The 17,128-nt window shown below is 73.5% G+C and carries 16 protein-coding genes; 13 read left to right on the top strand and 3 right to left on the bottom strand.

Annotated features, from left to right (window positions below):
* On the bottom strand, positions 1–992 hold a 992-nt coding region (locus tag DVA66_RS06135), incomplete at its 3' end, for an ROK family transcriptional regulator (RefSeq protein WP_157973862.1).
* Between the two features lie 114 nt (positions 993–1,106).
* Between DVA66_RS06135 and DVA66_RS06130 the strand changes: the two genes are divergently transcribed.
* From DVA66_RS06130 to DVA66_RS06100, 7 genes are all read left to right on the top strand, one after another.
* Positions 1,107–3,437, top strand: coding sequence for a LamG-like jellyroll fold domain-containing protein (locus DVA66_RS06130; RefSeq protein WP_114559268.1), 2,331 nt, complete (start codon positions 1,107–1,109; stop codon positions 3,435–3,437).
* Positions 3,438–3,689: 252 nt separating this feature from the next.
* Positions 3,690–4,631, top strand: a complete 942-nt coding sequence (locus DVA66_RS06125; protein ID WP_232821800.1) for a nucleoside hydrolase — start codon at positions 3,690–3,692, stop codon at positions 4,629–4,631.
* 1 nt (position 4,632) lies between these two features.
* Entirely contained in the window at positions 4,633–5,961 is a 1,329-nt protein-coding gene (locus tag DVA66_RS06120) for an ABC transporter substrate-binding protein (RefSeq protein ID WP_114559266.1), read from the top strand.
* 37 nt (positions 5,962–5,998) lie between these two features.
* Positions 5,999–6,913 (top strand): carbohydrate ABC transporter permease, encoded by a 915-nt coding sequence (locus DVA66_RS06115; protein ID WP_232821799.1) that lies wholly within the window; start codon positions 5,999–6,001, stop codon positions 6,911–6,913.
* Complete coding sequence (locus tag DVA66_RS06110; protein ID WP_114559265.1) at positions 6,913–7,842, top strand: carbohydrate ABC transporter permease; 930 nt, start codon at positions 6,913–6,915, stop codon at positions 7,840–7,842. The genes DVA66_RS06115 and DVA66_RS06110 overlap by 1 nt, the downstream gene beginning before the upstream one ends.
* Positions 7,839–8,741 carry a ribokinase gene (locus DVA66_RS06105; protein ID WP_114559264.1) on the top strand — a complete coding sequence of 301 codons (903 nt, stop codon included), beginning with the start codon at positions 7,839–7,841 and terminating at the stop codon, positions 8,739–8,741. Before DVA66_RS06110 ends, DVA66_RS06105 begins: the two co-directional genes overlap by 4 nt.
* 3 nt (positions 8,742–8,744) lie before the next feature.
* Positions 8,745–9,752, top strand: coding sequence for a LacI family DNA-binding transcriptional regulator (locus DVA66_RS06100; RefSeq protein WP_114559263.1), 1,008 nt, complete (start codon positions 8,745–8,747; stop codon positions 9,750–9,752).
* 10 nt (positions 9,753–9,762) lie between these two features.
* Here DVA66_RS06100 and DVA66_RS06095 read toward each other — a convergent pair whose 3' ends face one another.
* A complete protein-coding gene (locus DVA66_RS06095) occupies positions 9,763–10,704 on the bottom strand; it encodes a LysR family transcriptional regulator (protein WP_114559262.1) in 942 nt (313 codons plus the stop codon).
* A gap of 86 nt (positions 10,705–10,790) precedes the next feature.
* Here DVA66_RS06095 and DVA66_RS06090 point away from each other — a divergent pair, with 86 nt between their 5' ends.
* From DVA66_RS06090 to rhmD, 6 genes are all read left to right on the top strand, one after another.
* On the top strand, positions 10,791–11,948 hold the full coding sequence (locus DVA66_RS06090) for a TDT family transporter (protein ID WP_114559261.1): 1,158 nt from the start codon (positions 10,791–10,793) through the stop codon (positions 11,946–11,948).
* 209 nt (positions 11,949–12,157) lie between these two features.
* Positions 12,158–12,754, top strand: a complete 597-nt coding sequence (locus DVA66_RS06085) for a M15 family metallopeptidase (RefSeq protein ID WP_114559260.1) — start codon at positions 12,158–12,160, stop codon at positions 12,752–12,754.
* A gap of 14 nt (positions 12,755–12,768) precedes the next feature.
* Positions 12,769–13,365 (top strand): M23 family metallopeptidase, encoded by a 597-nt coding sequence (locus DVA66_RS06080; protein ID WP_114559269.1) that lies wholly within the window; start codon positions 12,769–12,771, stop codon positions 13,363–13,365.
* A 90-nt stretch (positions 13,366–13,455) separates the two neighbouring features.
* Entirely contained in the window at positions 13,456–14,235 is a 780-nt protein-coding gene (locus DVA66_RS06075; protein WP_114559259.1) for an IclR family transcriptional regulator, read from the top strand.
* 102 nt (positions 14,236–14,337) lie between these two features.
* Positions 14,338–15,384, top strand: a complete 1,047-nt coding sequence (locus tag DVA66_RS06070; RefSeq protein WP_114559258.1) for a zinc-dependent alcohol dehydrogenase — start codon at positions 14,338–14,340, stop codon at positions 15,382–15,384.
* The gene (gene rhmD, locus DVA66_RS06065; RefSeq protein ID WP_114559257.1) at positions 15,381–16,556 is read left to right on the top strand and encodes an L-rhamnonate dehydratase; all 1,176 of its coding nucleotides are present in this window, start codon (positions 15,381–15,383) and stop codon (positions 16,554–16,556) included. The genes DVA66_RS06070 and rhmD overlap by 4 nt, the downstream gene beginning before the upstream one ends.
* Before the next feature lie 12 nt (positions 16,557–16,568).
* On the opposite strand, the gene DVA66_RS06060 is transcribed toward rhmD, so the two are convergent.
* On the bottom strand, positions 16,569–17,128 hold a 560-nt coding region (locus DVA66_RS06060; protein ID WP_157973860.1), incomplete at its 5' end, for a zinc-binding dehydrogenase.

Raw genomic sequence — 17,128 nt, 5'->3', positions numbered from 1 at the left:
CGGGCGATCGCGCCGGAGAGGGTGACCACGCCGACGTCGAGGCCCAGGCACAGCGGGGCCACGGCGGCGGCCAGCGGGTCGACCGCCCGGCCCAGCGCCTCCCGGGCGCCGGCGTCCCCCGCCCCGGCCTGCCGGACCAGCTCCTCGGTGGTGATGCCGGGGCATCCCGCCAGCTCGGGCAGCCGGCTGGCGCGGACCACCTCCTCGAGCTGGGCCGTCCGGCCGTCCACCGGGTCGGACACCAGCAACGAGCCGATCTCGCCCACCGCCCCGGTCCGGCCGCGCAGCAGCTGGCCGTCCAGGATGACCCCGGCCCCCAGTCGCTGCCCCCACTGCAGACCCAGGAAGGTCGCCGGCACCTCCGGCAGCACCGACATGGCGAGGGTGGCCAGGCTGGCGTCGTTCTCGACCGTGACGTCGCCGCCGATGCCCGCGCCGATGACCTCGGCGATCTGGTCGGCGTGCCAGTCGCCCAGGTGCTGGCGCAGGGTGATGCGTCCGGTGCTCGGCTCGATGATGCCGGGGCTGGCGACCGTGCCCGCCACCACCGCCGAGGGCGCGAGCCCGCTGTCGACCAGGCACGCCCGCACCAGGTCGGCCATCGCCCGCAGCGTCCGCTGGTCCAGCGACTGGGTGCGTCGGGTCTCGCGCCGGGCCAGCACGGTGCCGTCCAGCGTGGCCAGCTCGACCACGGTCCGCGACGCGCCGGCGTCGGCACCGAGCACGGCGAACGAGCGCTGGTCGACGGCGTAGCGGGCGGCCGGACGTCCGGCGCCACCCAGCGGCTCGTGCCGGCGGAGGTGCCCGGCGGCTTCGAGCGCGGCGACGATCTGGGCGACCGTGGGACGGGTGAGCTCGGTCCGCGCGGCGAGCTCGGCGATCGAGGCCGGCCGTCGGAGCTGGCGCAGGCTCTGCAGCACCCGGCGGGTGTTGAGGTGCCGCAACCGCGTGGTGCCGCGTCCCGGCGGCTGCGCCGTCCCCTTGCCCTGCACGGCAGCACTCTACGCAGCGATTTATGAAAGGACCTTGCCTAAGCCTCACCTCGGGTGCTAGACCTGCCTCAGCGAGGGTCACGTCGGAGTGGCCCCACAGCCAGCGAGGTGGCCATGACCCGCCAGATCCCGCTCGACCCGGGGCACTCTGCCCGACCCGCCCGCAGACCCGCCGTCCGTGCCCTGGCCGCCGCCGTCGCCCTCGGCGTCGGCTGCGGGCTGCTCGGCCCCGGTCCCAGCTCCGAGGCCGACGAACCGGCCCCCACGACCTCGACCTGGCGGCTCGACGGCGACGCCCGCGACGCAGTCGGCGACCGCCACGGCGAGGCCTCGGCCGGGGTCACCTTCGCCGACGGCAGCGCGCGGTTCAGCGGCGCCGACGACTCCGAGGTGCTGCTGCCGCACGACCCCGACCTGGAACCCGGCGACGGCGGCTGGCGGCTCGAGCTGGCCGACGTCGTCCCCGGTGCGCTCACCGGCCGCCACCAGGCGATCGCCACCAGCCGGTCCACCACCAACGAGGGCTGGGCCTTCTACATCATGCCGAACGGGGAGTTCCGGTTCTGGTCCCGTGTGGCCGGGCAGAGCGCCTGGGCCCAGTTCGCCACCGGGGTCACCGCCCGTCCCGGGACGTCCTACGACATCGCCGTCGAGTGGCGTCCCGGCACGGTCGACATCACCATCGGTGGTGGCGCCCAGCTCGAGCGTGAGCACCAGATGCGGCTGCCGGTGGTCAACAACGGCAGCAACCCGGTCCGGCTCGGCAACGGCGGCGACCGCGGCACCGAGTTCTTCTACCGCGGCAGCCTCGGCGAGGTGACGCTGTCGGCCGTCCCGCGCAGCGACGACTGGGCGCTGTGCCAGGCCGACGGCACGGCGTCCGCGGTGGTCACCCCCGACCGCCGGGTGCTGGAGCGCCCGCTGCCCACCGACGAGGTGTCCCAGCTCGCGCTGACGGCCGCCCGCAACGCCAACCGCTGGGTGAGCACCACCTACTGGGAGCGGGAGTTCGGCGCGGAGGACGGCGAGCGGATCAACCTCGCCCAGCGGATGGGCAACACCGAGTACGCGATGCGCGGACCGGCGATGACCGCCGTCAGCAGCGCCGTGCTGCTGGCCACCGGCGCCTACGACCCCGCCGACACCGGCGTCTCCGAGGCCGAGGCCCGCGAGCGCGTCGTCCGGCTGGTCAGCTCCGCCGCCGCCGAGCACCGCGCCAACGACCCGGGCGGCTGGGGCACCGAGTCGACGCTGTGGCAGTCCTCGCTGTGGGCCTACTACAACGGCTTCGCCGCCTGGCTGCTGTGGGACGACCTCAGCCCCGCCCAGCGAGCCTGCGTCACCAACATGGTGGTCGCCGAGGCCGAGGCGATGCCCGACCCGGAGTACTACCGCGACGCCGACGGCACCATCATCCGTCCCGGCAACACCCAGGCCGAGGAGAACGCCTGGCGCAGCTCGCTGTCGGGGCTGGCGGCGACGATGATGCCCGAGCACGAGGACGCCGCCCGCTGGCAGTCCGACGCGCTCGAGCTGGCGCTGGCCGCCTGGGCCACTCCGCAGGACGTCGCCTCCACCGACGTGGTCAACGGCCGCCAGCTCGACGAGCTGCTCGACGGCTCCAACGTCGAGCCGGACGGCACGGTCGAGAACCACAACCTGATGCACCCGATCTACATGCTGGCCTTCGACCAGAACGTCAACAACGCGCTGGCCCAGCAGCTCACCAGCCAGCTGCCGGCCCGGGCCTACCTGCACAACGTCGACCTCACCTACGAGGCCTTCGTCGACCTCGAGTTCCCCTCCCCGCCGTGGCGGCCGCCGGGTGGCACCATCTACGTGCCGGGCTCGGACCAGATCCACTACCCCGACGGCAACGACTGGGGGACGACCTTCCCGCTCTACTTCGCCCAGGCCGACGTCATCGCCGACAGCTTCGGCGCCGGCGGCGAGGTCTCGGTGCCGCCGCGGGAGTGGGCGCTGCGCCACCTGCAGGCCGCGGTCGACCTGCAGGAGCGCTTCGCGGACGGTCACACCTACCTCGACACCACCGAGAGCAACTACCGGTTGCGGGAGGAGCGCACCGCACAGATCGCGGCGCACACCTTCCTCACCCGCTTCCTCGGCTCCGGTGCGGCGCCCTGCTTCACCGATCGGCCGTACTCCACCGGCACCCGCGACCCGTTGCAGGGCGAGATGGAGCTGGCCTGGCAGGCCCTGGACAGCGCCGAGGGCCAGGCGCTGCCGGTGAAGCAGCAGCGGGAGCTGCGGGCCGCGCTGGAACGGGTGGCCGCGGCCGACAACCGCGGCGAGGAGCGGCTGGCGGTGCGGCTGCTGCAGCGCCTGCTCGACCGCGACACCAGCGGCTCGCCCGCCGTGGAGCAGATCCGGGCTGCCGCCGACTCGGCCGCCGGCTGCGTCCTCGACCTCCCCGGGACCCGCTGACCCGATCCCTCCGCGGGGCGAGGCCTGCCGTCGCCCGTCCACACCACACGTCCGGCCCGTCGCGCACCCGCTCCTGCAGGTGCGCGGCGGGCCGGAGCGGCGCGAGGTGCCGTGCGTGCTGCCGCCAGGACGGATCCGGAGCGGCGGACGGACGGGCTGAGAAACTCGGCGATCGGGTTGCGGGCGCGTTCAACACGTGTAAACTCCCGCGCAGTCAACCCGTGTTGAGGAGCGTTCACTGTGGAACGAATGATGTTGGACGTGGATCTGGCGATGGGCGCTCCCGGGAGCGACATCGACGACGGATTCGCCCTCGCCCTGGCCCTCGCCGACCCGGGCATCTCGCTGGAGCTCGTCACGACGGTCAACGGCAACACCGACGTGGCCACCGCGACCACGCTCACGCTGGAGCTGCTGCACCGCCTCGGCCATCCCGACGTCCCCGTGCACCGCGGCGCCCAGGACCCGCTGCTGCGGCCGCGGGTGCGCCAGGGTGAGGTGCCCGAGGGTGTCGAGCACCGCGAGCCCCGTACCGGACCGGCGGCCATGGCGATGGTCGACCTCGTCCGGGCCAACCCCGGCGAGATGACCCTGGTCGCCGTCGGCCCGCTGACCAACGTGGCGCTGGCGATGCGGCTGGACCCGACCTTCGCCGCCAACCTCAAGAGCCTCGTCATCATGGGCGGGGTCTTCAACCAGCACACCCACTCCCTGGGGATGCCCGGTGAGTACAACGTGTGGTGCGACCCGGAGGCCGCCGCGGTCGTCCTGGGTTCTGGCGTCGTGGCGCGGTGGGTCGGCCTCGACGTCACCCTGAAGGTGCGGGTCACCAAGGAGCAGGCCGCGCAGATGGAGGCCAGCGGCCGTGCCTTCGCCTCCTTCGCCGGCCGCTACACCTCCGCCTGGATCGACCACATCGTGCAGCGCCACCCCGAGGAGGGGGAGTCCTGCGCCATGCACGACCCGCTCGCCGTCGCCGCGGTGACCCACCCCGACCTGCTGACCTGGCGCGAGGCGCACGTGGTGGTCGAGACCGGTGACCGGCTGCGCGGCGCGATGGTCACCGACTACCTCGGCAGCGACTGGCTGCCCGACGGGTCCACGGCCCGTCCGACGGCGAACGCGCTGGTCGCCCAGACGGTGCGCGCCGACCAGTTCAACCAGCTGTTCCTCGACTCGATGATGGAGATGTGAGATGAAGCGATCGACGACGATCGGCGTGGGACTCGTCCTCGGGGCGGTGCTGACGACCAGCGCGTGCGGCGGCGGCGCCGACAGCGCCGGCGGCGGCGGGGACGGCACCTGGACCATCCCCGCGAGCGATCCGACCGCGACCATCGACGTGGTCGGCATCGTCGACCCGGTGTCGGAGGGGATGGACGAGGTGGTGGCCGCGTTCGAGGCCGACCACCCCACCATCGACGTCAACTACCAGTACGTGCCCTTCGACGACCTCAACAGCGTCCTCGACTCGCGGATCACCAGCAAGACCGGTGATCCCGACCTGTTCTGGGTCGACCAGCCCCGGGTGCCCGCCCTCGCCGCACGCGGCTACCTCGAGGACCTGACGGCGCAGTTCTCCCCGCACACCGGCGCCCTGCAGGAGGCCACGGTGGCCGCCAGCACCTACCAGGACAAGCTCTGGTCGCTGCCCATCTCCAACTCCACCCAGCTGCTCTACTACAACCTCGACCTGCTCGAGGCCGCCGGTGTCGAGCCGCCCTCCACCGACCCTGCCGAGCGGATCACCTGGCAGCAGCTCAAGGAGGACGCCGCCACGGTGCAGTCCGAGGGCGGCGCCGCCAACGGGCTCCTGCTGGGCCAGCCGAACCGCTACTACCAGCTCGAGCCCCTGCCGGTCTCGGCCGGCGGCGGCGTCGGCGCCGCCGGGGAGGACAACCTGACCCCGGCGGTGGACAACGAGGGCTGGGTCGAGTCGATGACGTACTACGGCTCGCTGTTCGCCGACGGCGTCCACCCGCGCGGGATCCCGGCGGAGCAGACCAACGCCACCTTCCTGGCCGGTGACACCGCCTACATGGTCGAGGGCAACTGGATGGTCGGCAAGCTGGCCGACAGCGACCTCAACTGGGGTGCGGCGCTCAACCCGGTGTGGGAGGGCGGCGAGCCGGCCACCCCCAACGGCTCCTGGTCGGTCGGCATCAACCCCTTCTCCCAGGACAAGGAGGCCGCGGCGGTCTTCCTCAAGTGGCTGGCGCTCGACGGGGAGAGCGGGTACGCCGAGCACCGTCCGTACGCCGAGCTGCCCGCCAACCTCGCGGGGCTGGAGGCCTACCTGGCCGGCCCGGCGTTCACCGGGTCCGAGGCGGGCCAGCAGGCGGCCGAGGTGATCGCCCACGAGACCGCCAACACGTCCGTGCCGCGGGTCTCGACGGTGGGCTACATCGAGTTCGAGGAGATCATCGGGCGAGCCTTCTCCGACATCGCGAACGGCTCCGACCCGCAGGGCGCGCTCGAGGGTGCCCAGCAGGAGCTGGTGAACGCCTGGCAGCAGTACCAGTGAGCCGACCGGCCCACCACCGAGGAAGGGTCTCCCCATCGTGACCACCACGACGGCACCCGACGCGCCGGCGACCGCCCCCGGTCGCCGGCGCGGGCGGGGGCTGGCGACCATCGTCGTCTTCCTGGCTCCGGCCGTGCTCGCCATCCTGCTGCTGCGGGTCGTGCCCTTCGTCGGCGCCATCCGCTCCACCCTGTTCACCCGCGAGGGTGTGGGTCTGCTGGCCGAGGAGCGGTTCTCGGGGCTGGCCAACTACGTGACGCTGTTCTCCGACGAGCTGTTCCGCGAGACGCTGGTGCGCACACTGGTGTTCAACCTCGTGCTCAACCCGCTGCAGATCGCGCTGGCGATGGTGGTGGCCCTGCTGCTCACCCAGCGGCTGCCGGCACGGGGCCTGTGGCGCACCGCAGTGTTCATCCCGTGCACCATCCCGCTGGTCGGCTCCTCGATCGCCTGGGGTGTCGCGCTGCGTCCCGACGGACCGGCCAACGGGATCCTGTCGGCGCTCGGGATCGGTCCGCAGCCCTTCTTCACCTCGCCGTCGCAGGCGCTGGTGAGCATCATGGTGGTCGCGTCGTGGGTGGGCATCGGCTACTGGATGCTCTTCCTCATCGCCGGTCTCAACGACATCGGCGAGGAGTTCTACGAGGCGGCCGCGCTCGACGGCGCCGGACGTTGGCGCACCTTCTGGTCGATCACGCTGCCGATGATGCGCCGGCCCCTGCTCTTCGTGCTGGTGGCCGACACGGTGGCCAACTTCGTGCTCTTCGTCCCCGTCCAGCTGCTGACCAACGGCGGACCGGAGAACTCGACCACCCTGCTCATGTTCGACGCCTACCGGCGCACCTACACCTACTCCACGCCCAACCTCGGGGCGACGTCCACGGTCGTGCTGACCCTGATCATGCTGCTGATCGTGGCCGTCCAGTTCCGTCTGCTCAGGGATCGCGACTGATGTCAACGACCACCTCCCCGCCTGTGCCGGGCGCCCGGGCCGTCCCCGGTCCCGGCGCCGCCGCCCGCCGCCGACCGTCCTTCAGCGGCCCCCGCCTGCAGCGCGTCCTGCTGCTGGTCCTGCTGACCACCGCAGCCGCCCTGGTGGCGCTGGCGTTCATGCTGCCGACCGTGTGGATGCTGCTCGGCTCGCTGCGTCCCGGCTCGCAGGTCATCTCCAGCGTCAGCCCGCTGGGCTGGCACACCCTGGTGCCGGAGACCTGGACGCTGGAGAACTACGCCGCCCTGTTCGGCCAGCTCGGGTTCGGACGCAGCATGGCCAACTCGCTGTGGGTGGCGCTGTGGTCGGTGGTGATCGGCCTGGCGCTGTCGATCCCGGCCGCCTACGTGCTCAGCGTGCTGCGCTTCCGGGGCCGGGAGGCGGTGTTCGCGGTGCTCGTGGTCGGGTTCATGATCCCGTTCGAGGCCATCGCCATCCCGCTCGCGCAGGTGTTCACCGAGTGGAACCTCAACAACACCTACCTCGGGCTGATCCTGCCCGGCATCGGCAACGGCCTGGCGATCTTCAACATGCGTCAGTTCTTCCTCGGTGTCCCGATCTCCCTCCGCGAGGCGGCGCTGATCGACGGCGCCTCGGAGCTGCGGATCATGACCCGGCTCTACGTCCCGCTCAGCGTCACCACGATCATCAACTCCGCCCTGCTGATCTTCCTGGCGCAGTGGTCCTCCTACCTCTGGCCGCTCCTGGTCATCAGCGACCAGGCCAAGCAGGTCGCGCCCATCGCGATCGCCCGCACGTTCACCGACACCGAGTTCAACTTCGGCCAGATGTTCGGAGGTGCCTTGCTCATCTCGGTGGTGCCGGCCCTGCTGCTGTTCCTGCTGCAGCGCTACTTCACCCAGTCGGTGGCACGGAGCGGGGAGAAGTGAGCGGGCCGATCATCGTCGTCGGCTCCCTCAACGCGGATCTGCAGCTCGCCGTCGACGCCCTGCCCGCGCCGGGCGAGACGGCGCTGGCGACCCGGGTGGAGAACCGACCCGGAGGCAAGGGCGCCAACCAGGCGAGCGCCGTCGCGCTCTGCGGTGGCGAGTGCTGGATGGTCGGGGCGGTGGGCGACGACGAGGACGGGCGACTGCTGGTCACCGCGCTGCGCGAGGCCGGTGTCCGGACCGACGCGGTGGCGGTGCTCCCGGAGGTCCGCTCCGGGCGGGCGGTCGTCATGGTGGCGCCCACCGGGGAGAACGCCATCGTGGTGCTGCCGGGTGCCAACTCCGAGCTCACCGCCTCCGACGTGCGCCGGCTGGTGGCCGGACTGCCCCCGGCGGAGGTGCTGCTGGCCCAGGGCGAGCTGCCGGTCCCGTGCATCGTGGCTGCCGCCGAGGTCGCCGCGGCCACCGGGGCGCGGTTCGTCCTCAACCTCGCTCCCTACGTGGAGCTGCCGCTCGAGGTGCTGGCCGCCTGCGACCCGTTGGTGGTCAACGAGCACGAGGCCGCGGCGCTGGGCGTCCAGCTCGCCGGACAGCCGCTGGAGGACGAGCCGTTGCTCGACGTGCTGGTGCAGCACACCCGCTCCGTGGTCATCACCCTCGGGGGCGCCGGAGCCGTGTACGGCTCGGCGACCGAGCGCGGCTCGGTGCCCGCACCACGGGTCCCGGTGGTCGACACCAGCGGTGCCGGGGACGCCTTCGTCGGCGCCGCTGCGGTCGAGCTCAGCCGGTCGGGTGGTCTGGCCGCCGCCTGCCGTGCCGGGGTGGCCGCCGGGTCGTTGGCGGTGCAGCACCGAGGGGCCAGAATGCCCCGTGTGGACGACAGCGTGCGGATGGCCTGACCGGTGGCCGTGACCAGGGCCGAGGTGGCCCGGGCCGCCGGCGTGTCTCCCGCGCTGGTGAGCTACGTGCTCAACGACGGTCCCCGTCCGGTCTCGGCCGACGCGCGGGCGCGGGTGCTGGAGGCCATCGAGACGCTCGGGTACCGACCCAACCGGGTGGCCCGGGCACTGCGTCAGAGCCGCACCAACTCGATCGCGATGCTGATGCCCGACCACCAGAACCCGCACTTCGCCGAGCTGGCGCAGGCCGTGGAGGACGAGGCGTTCGCCGCCGACTACGTGCTGATGATCGGCACCACCGCCAACGACCCGGAGCGGGAACGCAGCTACCTGCGCTCCTTCCTCGACCGGCAGGTGGACGGGCTGCTGCTCATCTCCGTCGGTGGGCGGCCCGACCTCGACCTGATCACCGGAGCCTCGATCCCGGTGGTCCTGCTCGACCGTGCGCCTGCCGGCTCCGACGGATTCTCCACGGTGGTCATCGACAACGCCCGCGCGGCCGAGCTCGCCGTCCAGCACCTGCTGGGGCACGGGCGGCGGTCCCTGGTCTGCCTGTCGGGGCCTCCGCACATCGAGGCGGTCCGGCAGCGCGAGCAGGGCTGGCGGCGGGCGCTGTCCGCGGCCGGCTGCCCGGCGTCCCCGCCCCGCAACGGGACCTTCTCCCGCGACGGGGGCTACCGCGCGGTGCAGGAGCTGCTGGCCGAGGGGGTGGAGGTCGACGGCATCTTCACCACCAGCGACGCCCAGGGGATCGGGGCGCTGCGTGCGCTGGCCGAGGCGGGTCGCCGGGTCCCCGAGGACGTCGCCGTGGTCTCCTTCGACGGCACGCAGGCCGGCCGCTACGCCCAGCCGGTGCTGACGTCGGTGGCCCAGGACGTGGGCACGCTGGCGCGGACCGCCATCGCGACCCTGCGGGCGCAGATCGAGGCGGGCCCGACCGCACCGGTGCACGAGGTGCTGGTGCCCGCGTTGCGGATCGGGGCCTCCTGCGGCTGCCACGCCGGCGCCTGACCGCTCGGCCTCACCGGACGGCGGGGCGCTCCGGTGCGAACCCGGGAGCCGGCTGGCGCTGCGCGATCGCGAGCAGCAGCCGGGCCTCCTCACCGGGCCGTCCCCGCCACACCGCGGTCAGCGGACGCCGCAGCGGCAGCCGGCAGGGCACCAGCACCAGCCGGGACGCCTGCAGGTCGACCGCCACCGACGTCCGGCTGATCACCGCCGGCGCCAGCCCGGACGCGACGGCAGCGCGGATGCCGGTGCTCGAGGTGAGCTCGGCCGCCGGCGGCACGGGCCGCAGCGGCGGGTCGAGCGAGGCCAGCGCGCGCTCGAGCGTCCGGCGGGTGCCCGACCCGCTCTCCCGGCTGACCAGCGGGGTCCGGGCCAGCAGCGCCGCGGTGACCGGACGTCCCCGGGAGGCCCAGGGGTGCGTCGGGGCCACCACCAGCACCAGGTCGTCGTGGCCGACGGTGGCCGTGCTGAGGTCGTCCGGGACGTCGGGCGTCTCGACGAAGCCGAGGCTGCCGGGGTGGTGGCGCACGTGGTCGAGGACGAAGCTGCTGTTGCCCGAGAGCAGCCGGACGCCGGCACCTGCACCGACCGGGGTGGTGCGGAGGGTGGTCAGCCACTGCGGCAGCAGCTCCTCCGAGACGGTCTGGCTGGCGGCCACCTCCACCACCGGCTCGCCGCTGTGGTCCAGGGCGGCCATCGCCACCGCGAACCGGTCAGCCGCCTCCAGCAGCGGCCGGGCCCACTCCAGCACCAGCACACCGTCCTCGGTCAGCCGCGATCCGGTCCGGGTGCGGGTGGCGAGCACGCGTCCCAGCCGGCGCTCCTGACGGCGCAGCCGGGCCGAGGCCGCCTGCTGGCTCATCCCCAGCGCGGCGGCCGCGGTGCCCAGGCTCTCGTGGTCGGCGAGCAGCCGCAGCAGCCGCAACGTCACCAGGTCCGGCTCGTCGGCCAGCACGGCACTCCTCTCCTCACAACCGCTCGTTGTGACCTCCCAACGAGGAGACCGTAGTGCGTCGCCGCCCGCCGACGGAGGCTGGGCCCATGCTCCAGCCGCGCCCCACCGCCGACCCGGCACCCCTCCCGTCCCGCCGCCTCTGGCTGCGTGAGCTCGCGCACCCGGCGCTGGCGGTAGCGAACGTGACGCCGAACTGGTTCGCGGTGGTGATGGGGACGGGCATCGTCGCCACCGCCGCGGCCGGTCTGCCCTGGCAGCCCCCGGGGCTGCGTCCGGCGGCCACGGTGGTGTGGGGTCTCGCCGCCCTGCTGCTGCTCGTCCTGCTGCTGGCGACCGCGGCGCACTGGGTCTGGTTCGGCGCCACGGCGCGGCGTCACCACGACGACCCGGTGCTCGCCCACTTCTACGGCGCCCCGGCGATGGCGCTGATGACCGTGGGTGCCGGTTCGCTGCTGCTGGGCCCCGACGTGCTGGGGGAGCGGCTCGCGGTGGGTGTCGCCTGGGTGCTGTGGGCCGCCGGGACGCTGCTCGGGCTGGCGACCGCGGTGCTCGTGCCGTACCTGACGTTCACGCGGCACCGCACCACCGCCGACAGCGTCTTCGGCGGCTGGCTGATGCCCGTCGTGCCGCCGATGGTCTCGGCCGCCACCGGTGCGCTGCTGCTGCCGCACCTGCCCGCCGGGCAGCCCCGGCTCACCCTGTTCCACGGGTGCTATGCGATGTTCGGGCTCTCCCTGCTCGCCGCCTTCGCCATCATCACCCAGCTCTGGCAGCGGCTGGCCCTGCACAAGGTCGGGCTGGCGGCGATGGTGCCGACGCTGTGGATCGTGCTCGGTCCGCTCGGGCAGTCCGTCACCGCCGCCAACCTCCTCGGCGGCGACGCCGCCCTGGTGCTGGACCCGGCCGCGGCCCGGGTGGTCGAACTCGGCGGCGTCCTGTTCGGCGTCCCGGTGCTCGGTTTCGCGCTGCTCTGGGCCTCGATCGCGACGCTCATCACCCTGCGCGCCGTCGGTGGGCGGCTGCCGTTCGGGCTCACCTGGTGGTCCTTCACCTTCCCGGTCGGCACCTGCGTCACCGGGGCCAGCGCGCTGGCCCAGCACACCGGCGTGGTCGCGCTCGGCGTCCTGGCGACCGGGCTCTACCTGGCGCTCGTGGCCGCCTGGCTGGTGGTCGGCGCCCGCACCCTGCACGGTGCCCTGGTCACCGGCACCCTGCTCGCCCCGCCCGTCGCCCCGGCGCCGTGATCCCCGGGCCCCACCCGCCGGCCCGCGACTGTGGCCGATCCGTCGCTCCGGCGGCACCGATTCCGACGATCTCCCCACACTCGCGGGCCCGGGCGGCGGGGCGGCGGCGGGAGGGGCCGGGGTGGGGGGTGACCCTCTGGCGTGGTGGTGTCGGTATCGACGGCGACGGAGCCGTCGTCGTCCGACCACCACCCCCAGGAGGACACCCCATGTGCGAGCACCACACCCCTGCCCACCACCTCGGACGCCGAGGGCTGCTGCTGGGCGCCGGCGCCGGCACCCTCGGTCTCGGTCTGGCCGCCACCGGCCTGACCGACCCGCTGGTCGCCGGCGCGGCCTCCGGCACGTCGCAGAACGGCTGGTACGCCGCCGACGACATGGTCGCGCGGAACATGATCAACCAGCAGTTCGCCGCCGGCGGGGTCCGGTTCCCGGCCGGCGTCCGGCGCAAGGCCCCGACGGTGATCCTGGGCTACGTCGCCCGGCAGTTCCACCGCAACGTCGAGCCGCTGCGCAACCCCGGCTGCTGGGGCTACAACTACCGGCCGGTCACCGGCGGCACCGAGCTGTCCAACCACGCCTCGGGCACCGCGATCGACTGCAACGCGCCGCAGCACCCCTACGGCGCCTCCGGCACCTTCGGCCCCCGGCAGCGCGACGCCATCCGCAGGATCCTCAACTTCTGCGAGGGCACCGTGCGCTGGGGCGGGGACTACAACGGCACCAAGGACGAGATGCACTTCGAGCTCAACGTCGGCCCGAACAGCCCCAAGATCGACCGCATCGTCCGCAAGATCAACGGCTGAGGGGAGTGGTGACCATGCAGATCATCAGCTCCCGGCGTCCGCTGCGCACCCTCGCCGCCCTCGGTGCGGCGGCGGTGCTCTCGCTCGCCGGTGTGCTGGCGGCCCCGGCCGCCAGCGCCGACACCAGCAGCACCGACCAGACGACGGCCCGTCCCTCGTTCCGGGTGCCGTTCCCCTGCCAGCAGGAGTGGCGGGCCGGCACCCGCGCCAACCACCGTCCGGCCAACGCCGTCGACTTCAACCGCGGCAGCGGCAACTCCGATCTCGGGCTGCCGGTCAAGGCCAGCGCCGCCGGCACGGTCGCCTCGGTCAGGACCACCGCCGGGCAGGGCTACGGCCTGCACATCGTCATCAACCACGGTGACGGCTGGTCCACCCTGTACGCCCACCTGCAGGCCGGCAGCGCCCGGGTGCAGAAGGGTGACCGGGTGTCGGCGACCACCACCATCGCCAACGTGGGCAAGACCGGGCTCGACCCGAACGACCCCGCCCAGACCTCCCACCTGCACTACGAGCAGCGTCAGGGCGGCGACGACGTCAAGGTGCGGTTCGGCAGCTACGCCGTGCCCTACCCGGGCGAACCGACTCTCAGCCGCACCCGTTGCGGCTGACCCACCCCTCACCGACGGCCCGGACGCCCGGCGTCCGGGCCGTCGTGCATCTGCGGCCGGCTGCCAGAATGCGGCCGGGAGGTGGTCGTGATGGCGTCACGCGGGCCGGTGAAGTCGGCCGACCGGGCGCTGGCCGCGGTCGAGCTCGTCGCCGAGCGGGGGTCGATGACGTTCGCCGAGGTGCTGGAGGCGCTGCAGCTGCCGCGCTCCAGCGGGCACGGATTGCTGACCACCCTGGTGGAGTCGGGGTGGCTGGAGCTGCAGGGCGAGCCGCGGCGCTACCGGTTGGGGCTGCGCAGCTGGCAGGTCGGCCAGCGCTACGACGGCCACCAGCTGCTGCTCGACACCGCGCTGCCCTTCCTCGACCGGCTGGTCGCGGAGACGGGGGAGACCGCGCAGCTGGCCCGCCTGGACGGCATCGAGAACGTCTACATCGGGATCCGGCTGTCCCCGCACCCGATGCGGATGGCGTCCTCGGTGGGCATGCGGTTGCACGCCCATGCCACCGGGATCGGCAAGGCATTGCTCAGCGTGCTGGACCCCGACGAGGCGCGCCGGCGGCTGTCGGCGGTGGTGCTGCCCCGGCTCACGCCGCGGACGGTGACCGACGTGGACGAGCTGCTGCGGGTGCTCGAGCGGGCCCGGCTGACCGGTTTCGCCGTCGACGACGAGGAGTTCGTCGACGGTTGCCGGTGCGTCGCCGTCCCGCTCAGCACCGAGGCCGAGACCGGGATCGCCTCGGCGGTCAGCGTCACCATGCCGACCTCGCGCACGGGCGAGCGCTGGCCGCACGGCCTCTACGCCCCGCTCCGGGCGGCCGCGCAGGGGGTCCGCGAGCAGCTCGGCCTGGCGGGCAGCCTCTCGCCCTGAGCGGCTGACCGCCTTGCCCGACCCGGAGGCCGCTGCCATACTTCCGCGACTTCGCGCCCGTGAACCCTCGTTCATGCTCGTGAACCAGACGGAAGGAGCCCGATGCAGGCGTTGCGGCTGGAGGAGATCGGCCGGCTGGCCGTGGTGGAGCTGCCGGACCCCGAGCCCGGACCGGGGGAGGTGCGGCTGCGGATCCACGCCACCGGCATCTGCGGGTCCGACATCCACGGCTTCACCGGGGAGAACGGGCGGCGCCACCCCGGGCAGGTGATGGGCCACGAGAGCGTGGGCGTGGTGGACGCCCTCGGCGAGGGCGTGCAGGGGCTGGAGGTGGGCCAGCCGGCCACCTTCAACCCGGTGGTCGTCCCCGAGGACGAGCTCGCCGCCTGGGCCGGCCGGGAGCAGCTGGCCCCGGGCAAGCACGTCATCGGCGTCCGGCCCGATGTGGTGGCCGGGTTCGCCCAGCTGCTCTGCGTATCGGCGCGCAACGTGGTCCCGCTGCCGGCCGGGATGCCGCTGGAGCTGGGCGCGCTGGTGGAACCGCTGGCGGTCGCGGTGCACGCGGTGCGTCGGGCCGGTGCCGGTGCCGGCGACCGGGTGCTGGTGACCGGCGGCGGACCGATCGGTCAGTCGGTGGTGCTCGCGCTGCAGATGCTCGGCGTCGAGCGGGTCGCCGTCAGCGAGGTCGCGCCGACCCGGCGGGCGCTGGTGGAGCGGCTCGGCGTCACCGCGCTGGACGGCGCGACGGCCGACGCGGCCGCGGTCGCGGAGGCACTGGGCGGGCCGGCCGACGTCGCGGTCGACGCCGTCGGGATCGACCCGACGCTGGCGCTGTGCCTGCAGGCCACCCGGCTGGGCGCCACGGTCTGCCTGGTCGGGATGGGCGCCACCCGGGTCGCGCTCGACGCGTTCGCGATCAGCACCCAGGAGCGCACCCTGGTCGGCAGCTTCACCTACACCGCCCGCGACTTCGCCGACGCCGCGGACTGGATCGGGCAGACTCCGCCGCAGGCCGCCGAGCTGATCACCCGCACCGTCCCGCTGGCGGCCGGGCCGGAGGCCTTCGTCGAGCTGGCCGGGCCCAACGACGTCGCCGGGAAGGTCCTGGTCCGCCTGGACGCCGACGAGCAGCAGGGAGGACGAGCATGAGCCAGCGCACCATCCGCGAGGTCCGCGCCTACACGGTGCGGGGCAAGGGCGCGGACTACCACGACCAGGAGGGCTACCACTGGATCGACGACCACATCGCCACCCCGATGGCGGTCTACCCCGAGTACCGGCAGTCGCGGCGCTCGTTCGGGCTGGACGTCCTCGGCACCCTGGTGGTCGAGGTGGAGGCCGACGACGGCACGGTCGGGTTCGCGGTGACCACGGCCGGTGAGATCGGCGCCTGGATCGTGGAGAAGCACCTGGCCCGCTTCCTCGAGGGCCGTGCCGTCACCGACCTGGAGCGGATCTGGGACCAGATGTACCGCTCCACCCTGTTCTACGGCCGCCGCGGGGTGGTGCTCAACGTCATCAGCGGCGTCGACCTCGCCCTGTACGACCTGCTCGGCCGGCTGCGTCAGGAGCCGGTGTACGCCCTGCTCGGCGGCCCGGTCCGCGACGAGCTGCAGTTCTACGCCACCGGGGCCCGTCCGGACCGGGCCAAGGAGCTCGGGTTCATCGGCGGCAAGATGCCGCTGCACCACGGGCCGGCCGAGGGGGTGGAGGGCTTCCGCAAGAACCTGGACGCGCTGGCCGACATGCGCGGGCGGGTCGGGGACGACTTCTGGCTGATGCTGGACTGCTGGATGTCCCTCGACGTCGACTACGCCACCCGCTTCGCCCACGCCGCCGCCGAGCACGGGTTGAAGTGGCTGGAGGAGGCCCTGATCCCCGACGACTACTGGGGGTACGCCCAGCTGAAGCGGCAGGCCCCGCCCGGGGTGCTGATCAGCACCGGTGAGCACGAGGCGACCCGGTGGGGGTTCCGGCAGCTGCTGGAGACCGGCGTCGACATCATCCAGCCCGACGTCAACTGGTGCGGCGGGATCACCGAGCTGATCAAGATCTCCGCGCTGGCCGACGCCCACGGCGCACTGGTCGTCCCGCACGGCAGCTCGGTGTACTCCTACCACTTCGTGGTGACCCGGACGAACAGCCCGTTCGCGGAGTTCCTGATGATGCACGAGACGGCGGAGGAGGTCGTGCCGATGTTCTCCCCGCTGCTGCTGGACGAGCCCGTGCCCGTCAACGGGAGGCTCCGGGTGCCGGAGACGCCGGGCTTCGGTGTCGAGCTCAACCCCGAGGTGCCGCGGGACCGCCCCTACACCCACTGACGCGTCGGCGGTTCAGCCGGCGTCGACGTCGAGGACGGCCTTGCCGTGCAGCCGGCGCTCGCGCAGCGCGGCGACCACCGCGTCGACGTCGCGCCAGCTGCCGCGCCAGCTGATACCGGCGTCGACGGCACCGGCGGCGACCCGTCCGGCCAGCCAGGAGATGCCGCGGCCGAGGTCGGTGCTCTCGGGCATGAAGAACGTGCGCAGCGACCGGTTGTCCTGACCCGGACCGCTGAGCAGCGCCCCGACCGGGAACGTCTCCGGCTCCTCGGCGAGGTGGCCGACCGAGACCAGGGTGCCGTCGCGGCCGAGCGCGCCGAAGGCCTCCACCAGCAGCGGCCCGCCGACGGTGTCGACCACCCCGTCCAGGCCCCCGGGCAGCGCGCCCGGAGCGACCACCACGTCGGCGCCGAGGCGTCGGAGCGTCGCCCGGTGGGTCGCGGGGTCGCTGGTGACCGCGACGACCTCCGCGCCGCCCAGGTGCGCCAGCTGGACGGCGTAGCGCCCGACCCCGCCGGTGGCCCCGGTGACGGCGACCCGGCGTCCGAGCAGCGGCCCGATCCGGTCCAGCG

The organism is Desertihabitans aurantiacus, from assembly GCF_003344635.1.
Lineage (GTDB): Bacteria > Actinomycetota > Actinomycetes > Propionibacteriales > Propionibacteriaceae > Desertihabitans > Desertihabitans aurantiacus.
Note: the sequence above shows the minus strand (reverse complement) of the source record. Positions and strands in the feature narration are given on the sequence as shown.

Coding starts and splice junctions, on each gene's coding strand:
- DVA66_RS06130 (WP_114559268.1), top strand. CDS start 1,107: ATGACCCGCCAGATCCCGCTCGACCCGGGGCACTCTGCCCGACCCGCC.
- DVA66_RS06125 (WP_232821800.1), top strand. CDS start 3,690: ATGTTGGACGTGGATCTGGCGATGGGCGCTCCCGGGAGCGACATCGAC.
- DVA66_RS06120 (WP_114559266.1), top strand. CDS start 4,633: ATGAAGCGATCGACGACGATCGGCGTGGGACTCGTCCTCGGGGCGGTG.
- DVA66_RS06110 (WP_114559265.1), top strand. CDS start 6,913: ATGTCAACGACCACCTCCCCGCCTGTGCCGGGCGCCCGGGCCGTCCCC.
- DVA66_RS06090 (WP_114559261.1), top strand. CDS start 10,791: ATGCTCCAGCCGCGCCCCACCGCCGACCCGGCACCCCTCCCGTCCCGC.
- DVA66_RS06085 (WP_114559260.1), top strand. CDS start 12,158: ATGTGCGAGCACCACACCCCTGCCCACCACCTCGGACGCCGAGGGCTG.
- DVA66_RS06080 (WP_114559269.1), top strand. CDS start 12,769: ATGCAGATCATCAGCTCCCGGCGTCCGCTGCGCACCCTCGCCGCCCTC.
- DVA66_RS06075 (WP_114559259.1), top strand. CDS start 13,456: ATGGCGTCACGCGGGCCGGTGAAGTCGGCCGACCGGGCGCTGGCCGCG.
- DVA66_RS06070 (WP_114559258.1), top strand. CDS start 14,338: ATGCAGGCGTTGCGGCTGGAGGAGATCGGCCGGCTGGCCGTGGTGGAG.
- rhmD (WP_114559257.1), top strand. CDS start 15,381: ATGAGCCAGCGCACCATCCGCGAGGTCCGCGCCTACACGGTGCGGGGC.